The sequence below is a fragment of the Streptococcus sp. CCUG 71758 genome (assembly GCF_011714815.1).
GTDB classification, from domain to species: Bacteria; Bacillota; Bacilli; order Lactobacillales; family Streptococcaceae; genus Streptococcus; species Streptococcus halitosis.
Genome location: NZ_RXXO01000010.1, coordinates 1 through 4,104 on the forward strand (window position 1 = coordinate 1; position 4,104 = coordinate 4,104).

At 37.7% G+C, this 4,104-nt stretch carries 1 protein-coding gene and 1 pseudogene; one reads left to right on the forward strand and one right to left on the reverse strand.

From position 1 onward, the window contains the following. Positions 1-180: 180 nt before the first annotated feature. Positions 181-1,199 (reverse strand): annotated as a pseudogene (locus EKB01_RS09260) (transposase). A 294-nt stretch (positions 1,200-1,493) separates the two neighbouring features. Between EKB01_RS09260 and EKB01_RS09265 the strand changes: the two are divergent. Continuing rightward, positions 1,494-4,104 (forward strand): antigen I/II family LPXTG-anchored adhesin (locus tag EKB01_RS09265; protein ID WP_167266726.1); only part of this gene is annotated, 2,611 nt, incomplete at its 3' end.

Genomic DNA, 4,104 nt, shown 5'->3' on the forward strand with positions numbered 1-4,104 from the left:
ACAAATGATTCAAGCTACATGCCATATCTTGGTCTAGCAGCTTTAGTAGGAGTTTTAGGACTTGGTCAGTTGAAACGTAAAGAAGACGAAAGCAACTAAGCTCTAAAAGTTAAATAGAAAAGAGGAACTCTGTTTCCTCTTTTTTAGGCTCATTGTCAACTGTAGTGGGTTGAAGAAAAGCTAAGCTCGAGAAAGAACAAATTTCGTCCTTTCTTTTTTGATATTCAGAGCGATGAAAATTCTCTTTTTGAAGTTTTCAAAGTTCCGAAAACCAAAGGCATTGCGTTTGATAAGTTTGATGAGATTATTAGTCGCTTCCAATTTTGCGTTGGAATAGGATAACTGAAGGGCATTGACGATTTTCCCTTTGTCCTTTAGAAATGTTTTAAAGACAGTCTGAAAAAGAGAATGAACCTTCTTTATATTGTCTTCAATGAGTCCGAAAAATTTCTCTGGTTCCTTATTCTGAAAGTGAAAAAGCAAGAGTTGATAGAGGTGTGTCAAGTCTTCTGAATAGCTCAAAAGCTTGTCTAGAATTTCTCTATTCGTTAAGTGCATACGAAAAGCAGGGCGATAAAATCTCTTATGGCTGAGTTTACGGCTATCTTGTTGAATGAGCGTCCAGTAGCGCTTGATAGCTTGTGTTCTGCCCTCAAGAACAGTGATGATATTGAGCTTTTCAAAATCTTGCGCAATGAAACTCATCTTTCCCTTAGTGAAGGCATACTCGTCCCAGGACATAATCTCAGGCAGACGAGAAAAATCATGCTTAAAACGGAAGTCATTGAGTTTGCGAATGACAGTTGAAGTTGAAATGGAAAGTTGATGAGCAATATCAGTCATAGAAGTTTTTTCAATCAACTTCTGAGTAATTTTTGGTTGATCATACGAGGGATTTGGTGATTTTTCTTGACTAGGGAAGTCTCAGAGACCATCATTTTCGAGCACTGATAGCACTTGAAACGTCGCTTTTTAAGGAGAATTCTAGTAGGCATACCAGTTGTTTCGAGGTAAGGAATTTTAGAAGGTTTTTGAAAGTCATATTTCTTCATTTGGCTTCAGCAATCAGGACAAAGTGGGGCATCATAATCCAATTTAGCGATGATTTCCTTGTGGGTATCCTTATTGATGATGTCTATAATTTGGATATTAGGGTCTTTGATATCGAGTAGTTTTGTGATAAAATGTAATTGTTCCATATGGCTCTTTCTAATGATGGTTTGGTTGCTTTTCATTATAGGTCATATGGGACTTTTTTCTACAACAAAATAGGCTCCATAATATCTATAGGGGATTTAACCACTACAAATATTATAGAGCCAAAATAAATGAAATTAAAAAGAAGATGGTGTGGCCATCTTCTTTTTAATTTCATTTATAAATATGTTAGATTTATCGATAAATGAAGGGGGGAGAGTAAATGTTTGCATCTTGCCTTGTAAAGTGCTACTATAAGAAGTAACGACTAAATTTAGATAAGGAAATGGCTTATAATGAAAAATAAAAAAGAAGTCTATGGATTTCGTAAAAGCAAAGTTGCGAAAACTTTGTGTGGTGCTGTTTTAGGAACTGCTTTGATTGCTTTTGCAGATCAGGCAGTTTTTGCTGACGAAGTCACAGAGACGAAGAGCACAAGTACAGTTGAGGTAGCTACTACAGGAAACCCAGCCACAAATCTACCTGAAGCTCAGGGTGAAATGAGCCAAGTTGCCAAAGAAAGCCAAGCTAAGGCTGGTTCTAAAGACTCAGCTTTGCCAGTAGAAGTATCATCAGCTGATTTGGATAAAGCAGTTGCCGATGCAAAATCTGCAGGAGTTAAGGTGGTTCAAGATGAAACAAAAGACAAAGGAACAGCCACAACTGCTACAGAGAATGCTCAAAAACAAGATGAGATTAAAAGCGACTATGCTAAACAAGCAAAAGAAATAAAGACAACAACTGAAGCATATAAAAAAGAAGTCGCAGCTCATCAGGCAGAAACAGATAAAATCAATGCTGAAAACAAAGCAGCGGATGACAAGTACCAAAAAGATCTAAAAAATCATCAAGAAGAAGTTGAAAAAATCAACACTGCCAATGCAACAGCTAAAGCAGAATATGAGGCTAAGCTAGCACAATATCAAAAAGATTTAGCAACTGTCAAAAAAGCAAACGAAGATAGTCAACAGGATTATCAAAATAAACTTTCGGCTTACCAGACAGAATTAGCTCGAGTACAAAAAGCTAATGCTGAAGCTAAAGAGGCTTATGATAAAGCAGTAAAAGAAAACACTGCAAAGAATGCAGCGCTTCAAGCTGAAAATGAAGCGATTAAACAACGTAATGAAACTGCAAAAGCGAATTATGAAGCAGCGATGAAGCAGTATGAAGCAGAACTTGCAGCTATTAAGAAAGCTAAGGCAGATAATGATGCTGATTATCAAGCAAAATTAGCAGCTTATCAGATAGAATTGGCACGTGTTCAAAAGGCAAATGCTGATGCTAAAGCAGCCTATGAAAAGGCAGTTGAAGAAAACACAGCTAAAAACACAGCAATTCAAGCTGAAAATGAAGCTATTAAACAACGAAATAAAACAGCCAAGGCAACTTATGAGGCTAAAATAGCACAATACGAAAAAGACTTGGCAGCAGTCAAACAAGCGAATGCAGCTAACGAAACAGACTACCAAACTAAGTTAGCGGCTTATCAGACAGAACTAGCTCGCGTTCAAAAAGCGAATGCCGATGCAAAAGCAGCTTATGAGAAGGCTGTTGAAGACAACAAGGCAAAAAATGCAGTGCTTAAAGCTGAGAATGAAGAAATCAAGCAACGTAATGCCGTGGCTAAAACAGATTATGAAGCTAAATTAGCAAAATATGAAGCTGATCTTGCCAAGTATAAGAAAGATGTAGATGAGTATCCAGCCAAGCTTAAGGCTTATCAGGATGAGCAGGCTAAAATTAAGGCAGCTCTTGAAGAACTTGAAAAGAATAAAGATAAAGATGGTTACTTGTCTAAGCCATCAGCTCAGAGTTTGGTTTATGATTTAGAACCAAAAGCTCAACTGGACCTTAAAACAGAAGGAAAACTTCTTACAGCAGCAGCAGTTGATGAAGCCTTTAAGAAAGACACAGTACAATATGGAAAGAAAAATCTTCAGTTAGACAATCTCAATGTCAAGAACTTGGAGAACGGTGCGACTACTTCTTCAGTGGAATTGTATGGTAATATTGGAGACAAATCTGATTGGACTACCAATGTAGGGAATAAAACAGAAGTTAAATGGGGCTCTGTTCTTCTAGAACGTGGGCAAAGCGTAACTGCGACTTATACCAACCTTCAGAATTCATACTACAACGGTAAAAAGATTTCGAAGATTGTTTATAAATATACTGTAGATCCATCTTCAAAATTCCAAAATCCTACTGGGAAAGTTTGGTTGGGAATCTTTAGTGACCCAACTTTGGGAGTCTTTGCTTCTGCTTACACTGGTGATGTTGAAAAAGGGACTTCAATTTTCATTAAAAATGAATTTACCTTCTATGATGAAAATGACCAACCAATTAATTTCGACAATGCCCTTCTTTCAGTAGCATCTCTAAATAGAGAAAATAATTCTATTGAGATGGCCAAGGATTACACTGGTAACTTTATTAAAATTTCTGGTTCCTCTGTTGGAGAAAAAGACGGAAAGATTTATGCTACTGAAACCTTGAACTTTAAACAAGGCCAAGGTGGATCTCGTTGGACTATGTATCCAAATGGTCAACCTGGTTCAGGTTGGGATTCATCAGATGCTCCAAACTCTTGGTATGGTGCAGGAGCAATTAGCATGTCTGGTTCAACTAACCGTGTTACTGTCGGTGCCATTTCAGCTACTTTAGTAGTTCCTTCTGATCCAGTTATGGCGGTTGATACAGGTAAAAGACCAAACATCTGGTACTCACTCAATGGTAAGATTCGTGCGGTTGACGTTCCGAAAATTACAAAAGAAAAACCAACTCCACCAGTAGAACCGACTGCACCACAAGCTCCTACTTATGAAGTAGAGAAACCATTGGAACCAGCTCCAGTAGCGCCAAGCTATGAAAATGAGCCAACACCACCGGTAAAAACTCCAGATC